This window comes from Streptosporangium minutum (genome assembly GCF_002149035.1).
Taxonomy (GTDB): domain Bacteria; phylum Actinomycetota; class Actinomycetes; order Streptosporangiales; family Streptosporangiaceae; genus Streptosporangium; species Streptosporangium minutum.
Genome location: NZ_NGFP01000021.1, coordinates 21,691 through 38,106 on the forward strand (window position 1 = coordinate 21,691; position 16,416 = coordinate 38,106).

15 protein-coding genes are annotated in these 16,416 nt (G+C 70.2%); 9 read left to right on the forward strand and 6 right to left on the reverse strand.

The window, feature by feature from the left end:
• Positions 1-103 precede the first annotated feature (103 nt).
• The 5 genes from CA984_RS07175 (at position 104) to CA984_RS07190 (ending at position 7,061) form a co-directional block, all read left to right on the forward strand.
• Positions 104-796: a fasciclin domain-containing protein gene (locus CA984_RS07175; RefSeq protein WP_242675794.1), complete on the forward strand. Its 693-nt coding sequence runs from the start codon at positions 104-106 to the stop codon at positions 794-796.
• A gap of 110 nt (positions 797-906) precedes the next feature.
• Positions 907-2,544 (forward strand): RecQ family ATP-dependent DNA helicase, encoded by a 1,638-nt coding sequence (locus CA984_RS07180; protein ID WP_086569520.1) that lies wholly within the window; start codon positions 907-909, stop codon positions 2,542-2,544.
• A 158-nt stretch (positions 2,545-2,702) separates the two neighbouring features.
• Positions 2,703-2,957 (forward strand): hypothetical protein, encoded by a 255-nt coding sequence (locus CA984_RS45930; RefSeq protein ID WP_165781141.1) that lies wholly within the window; start codon positions 2,703-2,705, stop codon positions 2,955-2,957.
• Positions 2,958-3,180: 223 nt separating this feature from the next.
• Positions 3,181-5,940: a TIR domain-containing protein gene (locus CA984_RS07185; protein ID WP_165781142.1), complete on the forward strand. Its 2,760-nt coding sequence runs from the start codon at positions 3,181-3,183 to the stop codon at positions 5,938-5,940.
• A 233-nt stretch (positions 5,941-6,173) separates the two neighbouring features.
• Positions 6,174-7,061, forward strand: a complete 888-nt coding sequence (locus CA984_RS07190) for a hypothetical protein (RefSeq protein WP_086569524.1) — start codon at positions 6,174-6,176, stop codon at positions 7,059-7,061.
• On the opposite strand, the gene CA984_RS07195 is transcribed toward CA984_RS07190, so the two are convergent.
• The 4 genes from CA984_RS07195 to CA984_RS07210 all read right to left on the reverse strand — a co-directional run bounded on the left by CA984_RS07195 (position 7,040) and on the right by CA984_RS07210 (position 11,411).
• Positions 7,040-8,419 carry a serine/threonine-protein kinase gene (locus CA984_RS07195; RefSeq protein ID WP_086569527.1) on the reverse strand — a complete coding sequence of 460 codons (1,380 nt, stop codon included), beginning with the start codon at positions 8,417-8,419 and terminating at the stop codon, positions 7,040-7,042. The two genes, CA984_RS07190 and CA984_RS07195, sit on opposite strands and share 22 nt — an antisense overlap.
• A gap of 595 nt (positions 8,420-9,014) precedes the next feature.
• The gene (locus CA984_RS07200; protein WP_086569529.1) at positions 9,015-9,833 is read right to left on the reverse strand and encodes an SAM-dependent methyltransferase; all 819 of its coding nucleotides are present in this window, start codon (positions 9,831-9,833) and stop codon (positions 9,015-9,017) included.
• A gap of 131 nt (positions 9,834-9,964) precedes the next feature.
• Positions 9,965-10,819 (reverse strand): SAM-dependent methyltransferase, encoded by an 855-nt coding sequence (locus CA984_RS07205; RefSeq protein ID WP_242675795.1) that lies wholly within the window; start codon positions 10,817-10,819, stop codon positions 9,965-9,967.
• A gap of 103 nt (positions 10,820-10,922) precedes the next feature.
• Positions 10,923-11,411, reverse strand: a complete 489-nt coding sequence (locus CA984_RS07210) for an ATP-binding protein (protein ID WP_165781143.1) — start codon at positions 11,409-11,411, stop codon at positions 10,923-10,925.
• Positions 11,412-11,660: 249 nt separating this feature from the next.
• Here CA984_RS07210 and CA984_RS07215 point away from each other — a divergent pair, with 249 nt between their 5' ends.
• From CA984_RS07215 to CA984_RS07225, 3 genes are all read left to right on the forward strand, one after another.
• Complete coding sequence (locus CA984_RS07215; protein WP_086569534.1) at positions 11,661-11,897, forward strand: DUF397 domain-containing protein; 237 nt, start codon at positions 11,661-11,663, stop codon at positions 11,895-11,897.
• A gap of 125 nt (positions 11,898-12,022) precedes the next feature.
• Positions 12,023-12,928 (forward strand): helix-turn-helix domain-containing protein, encoded by a 906-nt coding sequence (locus tag CA984_RS07220; RefSeq protein WP_207620768.1) that lies wholly within the window; start codon positions 12,023-12,025, stop codon positions 12,926-12,928.
• 60 nt (positions 12,929-12,988) lie between these two features.
• The gene (locus CA984_RS07225) at positions 12,989-14,575 is read left to right on the forward strand and encodes an SDR family oxidoreductase (RefSeq protein WP_242675796.1); all 1,587 of its coding nucleotides are present in this window, start codon (positions 12,989-12,991) and stop codon (positions 14,573-14,575) included.
• On the opposite strand, the gene CA984_RS07230 is transcribed toward CA984_RS07225, so the two are convergent.
• A complete protein-coding gene (locus CA984_RS07230) occupies positions 14,526-14,906 on the reverse strand; it encodes a winged helix-turn-helix transcriptional regulator (protein WP_086569536.1) in 381 nt (126 codons plus the stop codon). The genes CA984_RS07225 and CA984_RS07230 overlap by 50 nt on opposite strands.
• A gap of 164 nt (positions 14,907-15,070) precedes the next feature.
• Here CA984_RS07230 and CA984_RS07235 point away from each other — a divergent pair, with 164 nt between their 5' ends.
• A complete protein-coding gene (locus CA984_RS07235; protein WP_086569538.1) occupies positions 15,071-15,757 on the forward strand; it encodes an HAD family hydrolase in 687 nt (228 codons plus the stop codon).
• Between the two features lie 54 nt (positions 15,758-15,811).
• On the opposite strand, the gene CA984_RS07240 is transcribed toward CA984_RS07235, so the two are convergent.
• Entirely contained in the window at positions 15,812-16,345 is a 534-nt protein-coding gene (locus CA984_RS07240) for a TetR/AcrR family transcriptional regulator (RefSeq protein WP_165781144.1), read from the reverse strand.
• Positions 16,346-16,416: the final 71 nt, after the last annotated feature.

Below are 16,416 nucleotides of genomic sequence, written 5' to 3' on the forward strand. Positions count from 1 at the left end.
TAACGTGACATCGGAGGGCATTGATCTACGAAAGATCGATGAGTGACCCGGGGCCCGGCGGATGGGTCCAGGAGGACTCATCCGTCCATCCAAGGAGATCATTGTGAAGAAGAAATCTCTTCTCGCCTCGGCTCTGACCGCGCTGGCCCTGGCCGCCGCCCCGGCCGCCGCCCAGGCGGTCACCACGGGTTCCATCCTCAGGGTCTCTCCCACGCCCATGCCTACGGACATGACCTCCGAGTCGCCCACGGACATGACCTCCGAGTCGCCCACCGACATGACCTCGGAGTCGCCCGGCGCCATGACCAAACCCTTCGGCCCGGGCTGTTCCTCCCTGCCCACCAGCGGCGAGGGAAGCCCGGAGAGCATGGCCAAGGAACCGGTCGCCACTGCGGCGTCCCATATCCCGCAGCTGTCCGCCCTGGCCGCGGCGGTCAAGAAGGCCGGGCTGGTCGACACGTTGAACTCCGCCAAGGAGATCACGGTGTTCGCTCCCACCAACGAGGCGTTCAGCAAGATCCCGAAGGAGATGCTCGCCAAGGTCCTGTCCGACAAGGCGCAGCTCACCAAGATCCTTTCCTACCACGTCGTCGAGGGGAAGAAGACCCCCGAGGAGCTCACCGAGGCCACGCTGAGCACGCTCGGGGGCGGCACGCTGACCGTCAAGGGCTCCGGTGAGGACTACACCGTCAACGACGAGGCCAAGGTCCTGTGCGGCAACATCCAGACCGCCAACGCCACCGTCTACCTGATCGACGCGGTTCTGCTCCCCGCCGCCGGGGCGTCACCGAGCTGAGCGGGTGAGGGGCGCCCTTCGCAGGCGCCCCTCATCATGTCCTTCCGCCGATCACGAGTACCGCGCCCATCCACGGGTAACCGGCGCGGTACACGGAGAAGGGAAGCGGCATGGGTGTGAGGGACGGCTCCGGACTGCGGGCGCGGCGGCTGAGGGCGGTGGCCCGCAAGGTCTTCGGGTGGCGGGACCTGCGGCCGGGACAGCTTGACGCCATGCGCCACCTGCTGGGCGGCGGCGACGCGCTCGTGGTCATGCCGACCGGCAGCGGCAAGTCCGCCGTCTACCAGGTGCCGGCCCTGCTGCTGGACGGGCCGACGGTGGTCGTCTCGCCGCTGATCGCGCTCCAGCGCGACCAGGTGGCCGGGCTGCGGGAGGCCGACGCCGGCGGGGCGGTCGCGGTCAACTCCGCGCAGGCCGGCACCGAGGCCTCCCTTGAGTCGGTGCGGGCGGGCAGGACCGAGTTCGTCTTCCTCTCGCCCGAGCAGCTCGCCAAGCCGGAGACGGTCGAGCGGCTCCGTGCCGCCCGCCCCTCGCTGATCGCCATCGACGAGGCCCACTGCGTGTCCGCGTGGGGACACGACTTCCGGCCCGACTACCTGCGGCTGGGACAGGTCATCGAGCGGCTCGGCCACCCCCCGGTGGTGGCGCTGACCGCCACGGCGACCCCGTCGGTCCGCGAGGAGATCGTCACGGCCCTGGGCCTGTCGGACGTCCGCCAGATCGTGCGCGGCTTCGACCGTCCCAACCTGGACCTGGAGGTCCGCCGGTTCGTCTCGCAGGAGGACCTGCGGCGGGCGCTGGTGGAGGACGCCGCCTCCCGTCCCGGGCTCGGGCTGGTCTACGTCGCCACCCGCCGTGCCGCCGAGGAGTACGCCGCCGCGCTGCGGGAGGCGGGCCGCCGGGTCGAGCCGTACCACGCGGGGATGAAGGCCGCCGACCGCCACCGCGTCCACGGGATGTTCCGCGACGACGAGCTCGACGTCGTCGTGGCGACCTCGGCGTTCGGCATGGGCATCGACAAGCCGGATGTGCGGTTCGTGCTGCACGCCGCGCCACCGGAGTCACCGGACTCCTACTACCAGGAGATCGGCCGCGCCGGCCGGGACCAGGCCCCGGCCTCGGCGGTGCTGTTCTACCGTCCGGAGGATCTCGGGCTGCGCAGGTTCTTCGCCGGGGGGCGGGCCGACGAGGAGCTCCTGCTGCGGACCGCCACGCTGATCCACGAGCACGGGGGCGCCGTTCCGGCCGCCGGGCTGCGCGACCTGCTGGACGTCGGCGCCACCCGGCTGACCCGGGTGGTGAACCTGCTGGAGCGCGCCGGCGCGGTCGAGGTCACCGGGGAGGGGGACCTGCGCCAGGTCTCCGGCGGCCCCGCGCCGCGGGAGGCCGTCGCGCGCGCCGTCGAACTCGACGACACCCGCCGCCGCATCGACGAGTCACGCATCGACATGATGCGCGGCTACGCCGAGACCACCGGCTGCCGCCGCAGGTTCCTGCTGGAGTACTTCGGCGAGCCGTACGAGCGCACCTGCGGGGACTGCGACACCTGCCGGGCGGGCCTGTCCGCCCCGCCGGAGACCGGCGACGGGCCCTTTCCGATGCACGCCGGCGTCCGGCACAGCAGCTGGGGCGCCGGGGTGGTGATGAGCAGGGAGGCCGACCGGATCACCGTCCTGTTCGACGAGGTCGGCTACAAGACGCTCTCCCTGGAGGCCGTCGAACGCGACGGCCTCCTGGTGGCCGGATAACCCGGCATGACACCGAATCGCCCCGGCACCCCCGGTGGGAGATGAGGCCTTCCACGTTCTCGGTTGTCCATCCACCAAACCGGCGCACGAGCCGAACCGCTCTCTCCTGCCGATCGCCGTAACAGGACAGCCTGTTTCATCGAGGCGGGAGGCGCAAAGTGACCGTGGATCGCCACCTCGACCGGGACGGGTGTCACACCGCCGAGGGGCACTTCCGCACCGCCGAGGGGCACGAGACGCGCCGGGGGGATTTGCCCGATCCGGCACGTCAACCCCTGCCCGTGAGCGTCGATCTTGTCCAGTGGCCACATGCCGGGATCGGGCGGCCGCGCCTCGAGCCTGCGCACGTCGACCGCCACGACGGCGCGGACGGACGGGTCAACCGGCGGGACATCACATCGGTCATCGCCTGATACACCCGCGACTCGGACGTGGTCACGGCAACCCGCATGCCGCCTCGGCCGTCCTTCTTCGTGTGTTCCATCGCTCACGCAGCTTGACCTGCGAGCGGAGCGGGCCGCACGGTTGTGGCCTGCGGCCCTGTCATCGAATCAGCGACGTCATAGTCAGCGAGGCCCGGCCATGACCTCACCAGGTGAGCAGAGCGATCGGACGCCGGTTGCGGTGGAGCCGCCGATGAGCAGCGACCCACCCAAGCGGTATGCGGCGTTCATCTCCTATTCGCACAGTGCGGAAGGCGCATTTGCGCCTGCGCTGCAGGAGGGCCTGCAGCGGCTGGCCAAGCCGTGGCGTCGACGCCGGGCGCTGGAGGTGTTTCGCGACCAGACCGGCCTGGCGGTCAGCGCCGGCCTGTGGCCGAGTATCTGCGCGGCCCTGGACGGCTCGTCCTGGCTGGTGTTGCTGGCCTCGCCTCAGGCGGCGCGATCGCTCTGGGTGGGCAGGGAGATCGAACGCTGGATCGCCACCAAAGGATCGCAGACGATCTTGCCGGTGGTCACCGACGGCACATGGGTGTGGGACGAGCAGACCGGCGACTTCGACCGGGAGGCCTCCACGGCCGCGCACCCGGCCCTTCACGGGGTGTTCGCGGCCGAACCACGGCATCTCGATATGACCTGGGCCAAGCAGGAGACCCATCTGACGCTGCGTAATCCCCGATTCCGCGACGCGGTCGCCGAGCTCGCCGCGCCCATGCACGGCCTGACCAAGGACGAACTCGAAGGCGACGATGTCCGCCGGCAGCGGCGGACGATCCGACTGGCGCGCGGCGCGATGGCAGGCCTGACCGTCTTGACGCTGACGACTTCGGCCGCAGCCGTCACAGCCGTCAACGCCGCTGAACGGGCCGGTGTCCAGCAGCGAAGGGCCGAGACGCAGAAGAACTTGGCCCTGTCGCGTCAGCTGGTCGCGCAGAGCGAGCAACTGCTGAGCGCCGATCCCGTCACCGCGCGGCGACTGGCCCTGACCGCCTATCGTCTCGCTCCCACCGATGACGCCCGCTACAGCATGCTGGCCGCCCTGGCCACTTCCGGGCGCGCCGTCCTCAACGGCCATACCGCCACCGTCTTGGCGGTTGCCTTCAGCCCCGACGGGCGCACCCTGGCCTCCAGCGGAAACGACATGTCGATCCGGCTGTGGGACGTGGCCACTCACCGTCCGATCGGTGAACCGCTGACCGGCCATACCGAGAGAATCTACGCGGTGGCCTTCAGCCCTGACGGACGCACCCTCGCCACGGGCAGCCAGGACAGAACCATCCGGCTGTGGGACGTGGCCACCCAGCGTCCGATCGGGGATCCGCTGGTCGGCTCTGCCGATGAGGTCAATACGGTGGCGTTCGCCCCGGACGGGCGCACCCTGGCCACCGGCGGCGTCGACAAGACCGTCCGGTTGTGGGACGTCGCCGGCCGCCGCCCGCTCGGCAAACCGCTGACCGGCCACACTGAAGCGATCGCATCGGTGGCGTTCGCCCCGGACGGGCGCACCCTGGCCACCGGCGGCGTCGACAAGACCGTCCGGTTGTGGGACGTCGCCGGCCGCCGCCCGCTCGGCAAACCACTGACCGGCCACACCAAGAGAATCTACGTGGTGGCGTTCGCTCCGGACGGGCGCACCCTGGCCTCCGGCGGAGGAGATGAGACCGTTCGACTGTGGGACGTGGCCGGCCGCCGCCCGCTCGGCAAACCACTGACCGGCCACACTGAAGTGATCACATCGGTGGCCTTCAGCCCCGATGGGCGTACCTTGGCCTCCGGCGGCACCGACAGGGTGGTCCGGTTGTGGGATGTGACCACGCGCAGCCCCGTCGGTGAACCCCTCGTCGGGCACACCGACATCATCTGGTCGGTGGCCTTCAGGGCGGACAACCGCACCGTGGCCAGCGCCGGAGCTGATACGTCGGTGCGGTTATGGGACGCCTCAGCCCATCGTCCGGCCGGTGAACCGCTGATCGGCCACACCGCCGAGGTCTACGCGGCGACCTTCAGCTCCGACGGGCGCACCCTGGCCACCGGCGGAGGCGACAAGTCCGTCCGGCTGTGGGACAGCGCCACGCACCGCCCCATCGGCAAACCACTCACCGGCCACACCGACGCGGTCGAGTCGGTGGTCTTCAGCCCCGATGGGCGTACCTTGGCCTCCGGCGGGGACGACCACACGGTCCGGCTGTGGGACGTGGCCACCCGCCGTCCGATCGGTGAGCCGATGACCGGCCCCCTCGCGCTCAGCGTGGACTTCAGCCCGGACGGGCGCACCCTGGCCTCCGGCGGGGACGACCACACGGTCCGGCTGTGGGACGTGGCCACCCGCCGTCCCCTCGGCGAACCGCTGACCGGCCACACCGCCGAGGTCAACGCGGTGGCCTTCAGCCCGGACGGGCACATCCTGGCCACCGGCGGCGCCGACCACACGGTCCGGCTGTGGGAGGTCGCCACCCGCCGCCCCCTCGGTGAACCGCTGAGTGGGCACACCGACACCGTATGGTCGGTCGCCTTCAGCCCTGACGGTCATACCGTGGCCAGTGCCGCCGGCGACAACACGATTCGGCTGTGGGACGTCGCCACTCGCCGCCCGGTCGGCAACCCCATGAGCGTGCCTGACGTCTGGGTCGGCTCGGTGGCCTTCAGCCCCGACGGGCGCATGCTGGCCGGCGCCAGCGGCACCAACGCGGTGCAGTTGTGGGATGTCGCAACGCGTCGCCCCATCGGGGAAGCGCTGAACGGGCCTGCCGACGTGGTCGGCTCGGTGGCCTTCAGCCCCGACGGGCGCATGCTGGCCGGCGCCACCTGGGACAGTACGGCACGGATATGGGACCTGACCGCCTTCGGGAACCCTTCCAAAGCCCTGTGCGACGCTGGGGGCCCGCTGCCGCCGGCCGAGTGGAGCCGCTACCTTCCCGGTGAGCCCTACCAGCAGTCATGCCCCCGCGTTTCCTGAAAACGGTGAAGGGCCGGTGCCCGCTGCCGCGCCATCGATCCGGGAATGCCCCGGGGAAGGGGATCTTCCAGGAGTCGGCCGCGCCGGCAGGCGGCGAAGACGGTTTCTGCACGTAACCTCCACAGTTAACGGGGCATATCTCCCCGAATACCGGCAGCTTCGGCGATCTTGTCCTGTCAAGATGCTTCTCATCCCTCTCGCATGAGGCGAGGGGCATATGCGGGAGCAATCACGTGAAGCGCTTCATCGCCGGTCTCGCGTGCGCCACGGCCACTGCCTTGGTCCCGCCCGCGCACACTCTGCCCGCACCCGCCCAGGCGAGCACCGTCTCCTTCCGCGCGGCCGATCCGGCGAACGCGCTCAGGCAGCAGTTTCGCGCCGGGCGCGGCGTGCGGGTTACCGAGACCGTCCGGCTCGGCATGGGGAAGGGCACGGACAGCGTGCGCCGCGAAGGCGTACTGCGGTTCAGCCCCTCCGGCATCGTCGCCGCGGACTTCGTGCGGCGCGTCACCTCCAGCCCGCCCCGCAAGAACGACAGTCCCATCTACGTGCAGCACATGATCAGCGTTGGCGGGAAGTACTACCACCGCGACGTCACCCCGGCCGACGACTATCTCCCCGAAGGCAAGAGGTGGGTGCGTGCCGGCATTGACAGGCCTTCGCAGAAGTGGGGCACCGCCTTCGGCGACCAGTTCATCAACGTGTTCGAGCCGGCCACCCTGGAGTTCCTGCTGCGCACCTCGACCCACCGCCTGCCCGGCCAGGGCGGCACTCAGTACCGGGGCACGATCACCGAGGCCGAGCTCTACAAGGTCTCTCGCTCCTTCCGCGAGCGGACGGTCTTCTTTGCGCCGGACAGCAAGCGGCAGCGAGCGAAAATCACCTGGCGGCTTTGGACGGACGACAGCGGGCTGGTGACCCGCCTGGTGACCGGCCACATGTACGGCTACATGTTCGACGACTCCTCCAGCGATACCCGCTACAGCGGCTGGGGCTCCACGGTCACGGTCGCGCCCCCACCCGCCGACCAGGTCGTCGACGAAGACGACGTCGACTACTCCACCAGGTCGGAAACCCCGCGCAACGTCGCTCGGCCCGATCAGCCCGGTATCCGACGCTGATCGGACCGTGCGGGCAGCCATGATCGTGTTCGACCTCTGATCGTTTCGCGTCGATCTGCGCGCTGCGAGCTCCAGGCCGACCCGACAGCGACGAGGACGACGATGCTGATCAAGACCAGCGACACTGTCGCGGACTCTCGCCCGGAGAGCTCCATCGCGTTCCGGAAGATCTCGCCGGCGCCGTGGAAGGCGAAAGCAGTCGCGCCACAGCCGAAGACGAGCCCGGCGACACCAACGACAGCAGTGACGATCTTGCCGACGTTCGCCGGCAGGAACCGCGCGAGACTGGCGCACACCAAGCCGACGAGAACGACATCGGCAACGGCGACGCTGACCACGGCGCTGCCCATGTGGTCCTCGAATTGCCCCCACGTTGCGCCGGCGTCAGGGAGTCCGGCGACGCCGAGCGCCGTTATGACCGCCATCGCCGATATGGCCACCATCAGCGCCGCAACACCTACGGGCGGCCACTTCCTCGGCCGAGCTGGGAGGATCTTGGTGTCGCGCCGCACGTGGACTTCGGTTGCGGGCTGCTCACCCGCGATGTCACCTGCCATGGCCAGTGCTTCGCCGACCGTCGGCCTGCGGCCCGGGTCCTTGTCCAGAAGCCGGGTGATCAGCTGCGTGAGCGGCCCGGCTCGTCGCGGCGCCGGGGCCTCCTCCAGTAGCACTGCGGCCAACGTCGCTTCCTGGGTATCGCGGCGGAACGGCGAGACGCCCTCGACGACCTGGTAAAGGGTCACGCCGAGGGAGAACAGATCCCCGGCGGGAAGGCCGTCGCTGCCACGCAACCGCTCGGGCGCCGTGTACTCCGCCGAGCCGATGAACATCCCGGTGGCAGTCAGTGCGGTGTCGGTGCGGTGGATCGCTGTCCCGAAGTCGGTGAGCAGGACCTTCCCGTTCCCGGTGAGCATGACGTTGGCCGGTTTGATGTCGCGGTGCACGACACCTTCCCGGTGTGCTGCGCCGACGGTCGTCAGCAGCGCCGCGGCGACTTCGACGGCCCTGCCCATCGGAAGAGGTCCGTGCTCCTCAACGTGCTCGCTCAGCGAGCAGCCGTCGACCAGTTCCATGACGATCCAGGGAAGGCCGTCGTCGATGACAATGTCGTGGATCGCGACGATTCCGTCGTGCTTGCGTAACCGGGCGGCATTGCGGGCCTCGCGTGTGGCGCGCGCCAGCCGCTCGGCTCGTTCGGTTTCCGGCATCCCTGTCGGCAGCCGCAGTTCCTTGATCGCAACGTCCACGTCGAGGGTCTCGTCGCGAGCCCGCCAGACCCGCCCGAAAGCACCGGACCCCAGTTCGGCAGCCAGCCGGTAGCGCCCGCCGACCACGTCACCGGCCAGCCTCGAAGTCATGCCCCGTCTCCTGCCATCCTGCTTGGCACGAACAGTTGATCAGGGTACAGCCACCGTCATCGGTGCATGCCCGTTTGCCGCACTTGGTGCGTAATGCGAAGGCGGCGGTCATCGCGCGTTATCCACAGGTGGTGACCCCCGACCGGCCCGCTTCACCCGGCCGAGCATGCCCGGCGAGACGGCGCACATCGCGGTTCGGGAGCGTCTTTAGATCGTCAAAGCCGGCCGTGCGCACAGCCTGGCGGCATGACACAGGGCTCGGAGAACAGGCGAACGGTGATTCTTGCGCCGCGGCCCGAACCAGCGGCCTGCCGCCAGACGTGACAGGACGTGACCAAGATCGAATGGTGGGCATCTCTACGCTTGTCAACGGCGTTCCGCCGTACGGCGGGACGCCGTCGGTCTGGTCGACCGGCCACGCTGACCGGGCTGGAGCCGCTCACCGGCGGAGATGCCTCGGGAGCCGCCGCTTCGGCAGAGTCGGGCCTGACAGCCGCCGGCGGATGATCCGAGGGTCTTCTGCCTCCCGCCGGTGTGATCTGCCGTTCAGCGGGATCGGCCCGGTCTGCCCGAACAGCCGACCCGGTAGCTCCCATTAGCCGTCGGTCTTGCGGGCGACCCCGGCCACGGTCCAGGTCCTCTCCGGGCGCTGGGCGGCGAGCGGGTTGTCGGGACGCCACTGGCGGAGGTAGACCAGGCCCGGGTCGACGAGTTCCAGCCCGTCGAAGAAGCGCAGCACCTGCTGGCGCGTCCGTGAGGCGTCCTCGCTGCGGCCGAGGACCTTGCGGTAGATGTCGACGAGCGGCCCCGCCGCCTCGGGCCGGGTGTCGAAGACGGCGTGGGCGATGACGAGGTGGCTGCCGACCGCCACCGCGTCGCGCAGCCGGGCGACGCTCTTGAACGGGTCGTCCTCGTCGGGGATGAACTGCAGCGCGGAGGTGATCAGGAGGGCCACCGGCCGCTCCAGGTCGATGAGCCGCCGCAGCTCGGGGTCCGCGAGCAGCTCGTCGGGGTGGAGCACGTCGCCCCTGACGACGGAGGTGCGGGGGTCGGTGGCCAGCAGGGCCAGGGAGTGGGAGAGCACGACCGGGTCGTCGGCGACGTAGACCACGCGTGCGGCGGGCTCCAGGGACTGCGCGACCTGGTGGACGTTGTGCTGGGTGGGGAGTCCCGAGCCTATGGCGAGGAACTGCGTGATGCCCTGTCCGACGAGATGGCGGACCGCCCGGCCGAGGAAGGCCTGGCCCTCCTTCGCCATCGTCCTGATCTCCGGGGCGATGGCGAGCACCTCCTCGGCGGCCCTGCGGTCGGCCGCGAAGTTGTCCTTGCCGTCGAGGAAGTAGTCGTTCATCCGGGCGACGTTGGGCACGCTCGTGTCCAGACCTGCCGGTGGCCGCCGGGTCGCGTCGCTCATGGGTCATCTCCTCGGTTGCCTGTGAGACTAAAGAACCGTGGCGTCCGTGGGTAGATGGCAAACCGTGGACAATGTGAGAAATACGTTGATTGTTCCGTAAGGTCCGCTGTCTCGCGCGGCCTGCTATTCCTTTATTCCTTGCGCCCCACCCCGCCGACGACCCACACGGAGTCGGGCCGGTGGAGCACGATCCCGTCGGGCCGCCACCGGGGCACATAGACGAGGCCGGGGTCGACGAGGGTGAGCCCGTCGAAGAAACGCCGGACGTCGGCCATGGTGCGCAGGTTGTCGCGGCGGGGGCCGGTGACCGAGCCCCGGTCCTGGTAGAGGGCGGCGAGCTTCGCGGTCGTCTCCGGGCGCAGGTCGCTGACCGCGTGGGAGAGGGCCACGTAGCTGCCCGGCGCTATCGCCTTCTGGAGGTCGGTGACGATCTGCATGGCCAGGACGTCGTCGGTGATGTCCTGCAGGAGCGAGAAGAGAAGGACCGCCACGGGCCGGTTGAGGTCGATCATGCCGGTGAGCCGCGGGTCGGAGAGCAACCGTTCCGGATCGCGCGCGTCGGCCTCGACCACGGTGGTCAGGAGGTCGTCCTGGAGCAGGGCCTGGGCGTGGACGACGACCATCGGATCGTTGTCGACGTAGACCACCCGCGCGTCGGGCGCGACGGCGTGGACCATCTCGTGCACGTTGCCCTGGGTCGGCAGGCCGCAGCCGATGTCGATGAACTGCCGGATGCCGGATTCGGCGAGGAACCTGACTGCCCGGCCGAGGAAGCGGCGGCCCTCCCGGGACATCGCGGGGAGCTCCGGCGCGAGCGCGAGCGCGATCTGCGCGGCCGCGCGGTCGGCGGCGAAGTTGTCCTTGCCGCCCAGGAAGTAGTCGGCTATCCGCCCGGCGTTGGGGATCGTGGGGTCGAACGTGAGACGTTCGGTCTTCGACGGCACCATGACGTCCTCCATCCGGCCGGCGCGGGTTTCAGCGGACAATATCCATCATTCGCCGAACATGAGACATATTCGCGCGAATCGCCGCTTCGGTGAGAGGCGGGGCCTCCACCGTCCACCGCTCCGCTGTCGGATGGGGCGTCCGTCAGTGGCACGCCTCCAGATGGCGCGTAGCCCTGGAGGGGACGGCGAACGCGGCCCACACGGCCTTGCCCCGGCTCTCCAGGGGCGCCCACCCCCACATCTCGCTGACTCCCTGGACGAGCTGCAGCCCGCGGCCGTTCTCCGCCTCGTAGTCGGGCTCGCGCAGGCTGGGTCCCTGATCACTGGGATCGGTGACCGCGCACAGCACCGAATGCTCGGTGTGGCAGAGGATGACTCTGACGTCCTGCGCGGAGCGGCCGCCGCCGTCCCGTATGCCATGACGCACCGCGTTGGTCACCAGCTCGGAGACCACCACGCCGGTGTCGTCGATCAGCGGGGCCAGCTCCCAGGAGCGCAGCGCGGCGGAGGTGAACTCGCGGGCGGTCCGTGCCGCGAGGGGGTCGTGGCGCAGGCTCCGCACGGCCATCCGCAGATGGTCGACATGGCTGTCGCCGTCCGCCCAGGGCGGCAGCCCGCTCGGGGGGAGCACGTGATCGAGCATTGACAACCACCGTTCCCACCCACCGATCTCTGTCCGGATGGGTGTGGCTTGGGTTCGACGTCGCGGGTGACCAGTCATCGGTGACCTTGGGGAGGCGGGAGGAGCGCGTAATGGGAGCAGGCCGTTCCGTCAATCTTGCCCGTCAAAATGTGCATAAGCAAGTACAGATGCACGTGCATCTGCACAAAGCCCTATGCTTGTACTGGTGTTTCCCTCCCTAATCGGTGAGAGGCGAGGATGGATCAGCTGCACAACGGCATGTCGGCGACGCTGCTGGACGGCATCGTCTGGCGCAAGAGCCACTTCAGCAATCCCAGCGGTAACTGCGTCGAGCTGGCCACGCTGCCGGGCGGCGGGGTCGCGATCCGCAACTCGCGGGACCCGGAGGGGCCCGCGCTGATCTACACCAGCCGCGAACTCGACGCCTTCGTCCGGGGCGTGAAGGGCGGCGACTTCGACGACCTGATCGTCTGATCCTCCGAATTGATTGAAGAATAAAATTCCATGTGGCCGGGAAGGTACGACCGGAGTACCGTGAAGGCTCGCGACGACCACAAAGAGTGGGCGGGGGCTCGCGTTCCGCGCTCGAAGGAATGTAGATGATCACACCTCACGCCGAAGGCGAGCCGGTCCGCCCCACTCCCATGGCTCTGCCGCGGGGGAGTTCGACGGTGCTGAGGATCGTGCTGGGCGCGCAGCTCCGGCGGCTCCGCGAGCAGCGCCACATCACTCTGGAGGCGGCGGGGCACGCCATCCGCGCCTCGCACTCGAAGATCAGCCGCATGGAGCTCGGCAGGGTCGGCTTCCGGGTCAGGGACGTGGCCGACCTGCTCACGCTGTACGGCGTGACGGACGACGACGAGCGGCAGCCGCTGCTGGCCCTCGTCGAACGGGCCAACGTCACCGGGTGGTGGCACAACTACAACGACATCCTGCCGAGCTGGTTCGAGACGTATGTGGGCCTGGAGGAGTCGGCCACCGGCATCCGCAACTACGAGGTCCAGTTCGTGCCCGGCCTGCTCCAGAGCGAGGGCTACGCGCGGGCCGTCGTCAAACTGGGGTTCCCGGCCGCGCCCGAGGAGGAGCTGGAGCGGCGCGTGCGGCTGCGCATGGCGCGCCAGCGCCTCCTGCGCGGCGCCGAGCCGCCCCACCTGTGGGCCGTGCTCGACGAGGCGGTGCTGCGCCGTCCCCTCGGCGGGGCCGAGGTGATGCGCGAGCAGATCGACCACATCCTCCAGGCGCTCGAACTGCCCAACGTGACCGTCCAGATCGTGCCCTTCAGCGTCGGCGGCCACGCCGCGGCCGGCGGGCCCTTCAGCATCCTGCGCTTCTCCCAGCCCGACCTGCCCGACGTGGTCTACATGGAGCAGCTCACCAGCGCGGTGTACCTCGAAAAGCGCGACGACGTGGACCGCTACCTCGAGGTGATGGAACGGCTCTGCATCGAGGCCGAGCCGGCGTCGCGCACACGGGAGATTCTCACCCGTATCCGCGAGGAGCTATAGAAGCGGCCATAAAACGGCCAAGTCGGCAACCGTCCCGGCCCGCCGTACGAAGATGTTCAGATGAGATGCCTCGTGACCGGAGCGACGGGATACATCGGCGGGCGGCTCGTGCCCGAACTGCTCGACGCCGGGCACGACGTGCGGTGCATGGTCCGCTCGGCCGGCCGGCTGCGCGACCAGCCGTGGGCGTCCCGCGTGGAAATCGCCGAGGCCGACGCGGCCGACGCCGTCCGGACGGGCGAGGCGCTCGACGGCGTCGACGTGGCCTACTACCTCATCCACACCATGGGCGGGGGAGCGGACTTCGCCGCCGCGGACCGGCGCGCGGCCGCCACGTTCGCCGCCGCGGCCCGGGAGGCGGGAGTACGCCGCGTCGTCTACCTCGGCGGCCTCGCGCCCGACGAGGGGCTCTCGCCCCACATGCGCTCCCGCGTCGAGGTGGGGGAGATCTTCCTGCGTTCCGGGGTGCCGGCCGTGGTGCTGCGGGCGGCCGTCATCATCGGATCGGGCTCGGCCTCCTTCGAGATGCTGCGCTACCTCACCGAGCGGCTGCCGGTGATGACGACGCCGCGGTGGGTGCGGACCAGGACGCAGCCCATCGCGATCCGCGACGTCCTGCGCTACCTCGTGGCCTGGGCGGCCGTCGAGGGCGAGGTGAACCGCTCCTTCGACATCGGCGGCCCGGACGTGCTCACCTACGCGGACATGATGCGCGTCTACGCCCAGGTCGCCGGGCTGCGCCGGCGCGTGATCATCCCGGTCCCGATGCTCAGTCCCGGCCTGTCGAGCCACTGGGTGGGGCTGGTCACCCCCGTCCCCGCGGGCATCGCCCGCCCGCTGGTGGAGTCGCTGCGCAACGAGGCCGTCTGCCGCGAGCACGACATCGCCGGTTACGTCCCCGACCCGCCCGGAGGTCTGATCGGGCTCAGGGAGGCCGTCGCGCTGGCCCTGCGGCGGATCAGGGAGGCGAAGGTCGTCACCCGCTGGTCCTCGGCCTCGACGCCGGGGGCGCCGAGCGACCCGCTGCCCACCGACCCCGACTGGGCGGGCGGCAGCCTCTACGTCGACAGGCGGGCCCGCCGCGTCGACGCGTCCCCGCAGGCCCTCTGGGCGGTGATCGAGTCGATCGGCGGCGAGAGGGGCTGGTACTCCCTGCCCGTCGCCTGGCGTGCCCGGGGCCTTCTCGACCGTCTCGTCGGCGGCGTGGGACTGCGCCGCGGACGCCGCGATCCGCGCAGGCTCCGCGTGGGCGACTCGGTCGACTTCTGGCGGGTCGAGGAGGTCGAGCCCGGCCGCCTGCTCCGGCTCCGCGCCGAGATGCGCCTGCCCGGCCTGGCCTGGCTGGAGCTGAGCGTTCACCGGCGCCGGGGACGGACGGTGTACGGCCAGCGTGCGATCTTCCATCCCCGGGGTCTGGCCGGCCACCTCTACTGGTGGTCGATCTCGCCCTTCCACAGCCTGATCTTCGGCCGGATGACGCGCAACGTCGCGGCGGCCGCCGAGCGCGGCGACACGGCCGACGACCTCGAGGTCCTCTCCCCCCTACGGCTCCGCGCTGATCCGGACGCCGTGACCGCACCCGTCCCGGCGTCCGGGCTCAGTGACCGGAGTCCACGCGCTGCCAGTAGGCGTCGCGGGCCTCGATGAGCTGGGAAAGATGCTTGTCCCCCCACGTCCGGCAGGCGTCGACCAGGTCGAGAAGGCTGCGGCCGAGGGGGGTGAGCTCGTACTCCACCCGTGGCGGGATCTCCGGGTAGGCGGTGCGGGTGACCATCCCGTCCCGTTCGAGCGCCCGGAGCGTCTCGGTGAGCACCTTCGGCGTGACGTGATGCAGCGGCACGAGAAACTCGGAGAAGCGCCGGGGGCCGTCTTCAAGGCAGATGACGATCATGGCGGTCCATTTGTCGCCGATCCGGATCGGCGTGACGCTGGACGGGCAGGCCGGGTCGAACATCTGGGGATCGAGTGGCTTGGTCACCGTTCAGACGGTAGTTAAGCGCCCCTGAGGTGACAAGTCTTCCCGGTGGCCTCCCGCTGTGAGCCCACGTGACCCCGAGGACTCCGCCGTCCTGGGCCGGCGGGACGTCGCCCGACGGCACCCCGCCCCGCCGCTCCGACCGCGGGTACACCGACAATGGAGCGATGAACCACCCGGAACCGCCCACGCCCGCGTTCCTGTTCGATCTGGACGGAACCCTGATCGACAGTGTCTACCAGCACGTCATCGCCTGGCGCAGCGCACTGTCGCACCTCGGCATCGACCTGTCGGTATGGCGCATTCACCGGCGCATCGGGATGAGCGGCGGCCTGTTCGTCAGCGCGCTGCTGCGCGAGACCGGCCTGTCGCTGACCAAAAGTCAGATCGACGAGCTGCAGCAGGCCCACGCGGACGCCTACACCGAGCAGATCGACTCGGTGCGCCCGCTGCCGGGCGCGGCCGACCTGCTCGCCGAGCTGACCGGCCGCGGCGTGCCGTGGGCGATCGCCACGAGCGGCTACGCCAGGACCGCCAGGTCGGCGCTCGGCATGCTGGGGCTGCCCGAGGACACCCCGATGATCACCCGCGACCTGGTACGGCGGGCCAAGCCCGACCCCGACCTCTTCCTCGCCGGGGCGGCACTGCTCGACGTCGACCCCAGGTACGCCATGGTCGTCGGCGACAGCGTCTGGGACCTGCTGGCCGCCCGCCGGGCCGGAGCCCTGGGGGTCGGCCTGCTGTCCGGCGGCTACGGCAGGGAGGAGCTCGAACGCTCCGGCGCGTTCCGCGTCTACGCCGATCCGGAGGACATGCGCAACCGGCTCGACGAGCTCGGTGTCCGCCTCGACTGAACGCCCGGCCGGACGATCCTGGGAGAGCGCCGCGTGGACGTCCCGCCCCTTCGCTCAGGGTTTCACGAGAACGTCGATGACGTCCTCGTAGCCGATCCCCTTCTTGGCGAAGTGCCCGGCCGTGGCGAGCTCGGCCAGGCCGTGGGCGGTGGACAGCAGGGCCATCACCCCGGCCTTGGAGGCGGCCGGGCCGCCGGCGGCCTCCAGGCCGAGGGCGGCCATCACGTCGTCGATCGCCCCCTCCAGCTCCGGGTGATGGCCGATGAGGAACTCCGAGGCGAACACGAGCCGGTATTCGTTCCGGTGCTCCAGGGCGTACTCGACGTAGCTGGTGTAGAAGGCCCGCAGCCGGTCTCGGCGGCCGGCTCCCTCCAGGACCGCTCCGGCGACGTGCGCGCTCAGATCGACGATGACCCGGGCGGCGAGCGCGGCGAGCAGTGCGGTCTTGTCGGCGAAGTGCCGGTAGGGGGCCATCCGCGACAGGCCGGTCAGGTCGCCGACCGCGCGCAGCGTCACGGCGTCGAGGCCCTCCTCGCGCAGCAGGCGCAGCGCGCTCTCGACCAGCCGGGTCCTGGTGTCGTCCACCACGACGCCCACCTTCTCACACCCCCGGATGTTGACAACGTCAACATCCAGGTCGACACTGTCCACATGATGTT